This window comes from Acinetobacter tandoii (assembly GCF_008867985.1).
Classification (GTDB): Bacteria; Pseudomonadota; Gammaproteobacteria; order Pseudomonadales; family Moraxellaceae; genus Acinetobacter; species Acinetobacter tandoii.
The window spans coordinates 1-334 of record NZ_VXLD01000039.1; the positions used below are offsets into that span (position 1 = coordinate 1).

The window sequence follows — 334 nt, forward strand, 5'->3', positions numbered from 1 at the left end:
CAACGACGGTCAAACCGTGACTTTCGACTCGATCACCAACGACACTGGCAGTTCCAACAGTGACTTCATCACCAATGACAACACCTTACTGTTTAAAGGTACGGTGGATCTGGCTGATGGCAATACTTTGAGTGTCAGTGTGAACGGTATTACCTATAATACAGGCGACCCGAAACTAACTGTGGATGGCTCAGGCAACTGGACGCTGGATTTAACGGGTTCGGCATTACTCGATGGTAGCTATACCGTAGTGGCAACAGTGACCGATACAATGGGGAATACTGGTAACTCAATTAGTAGAAATGTGGTGATTGACACCAAGATCGATACCGAT

At 46.7% G+C, this 334-nt stretch carries 1 protein-coding gene; it reads left to right on the top strand.

What is annotated here, in order from left to right; genetic code table 11:
* Positions 1-334, top strand: a 334-nt coding sequence (locus tag F4W09_RS17205) for an Ig-like domain-containing protein (RefSeq protein ID WP_215899332.1), incomplete at both ends; no start/stop codon positions are given.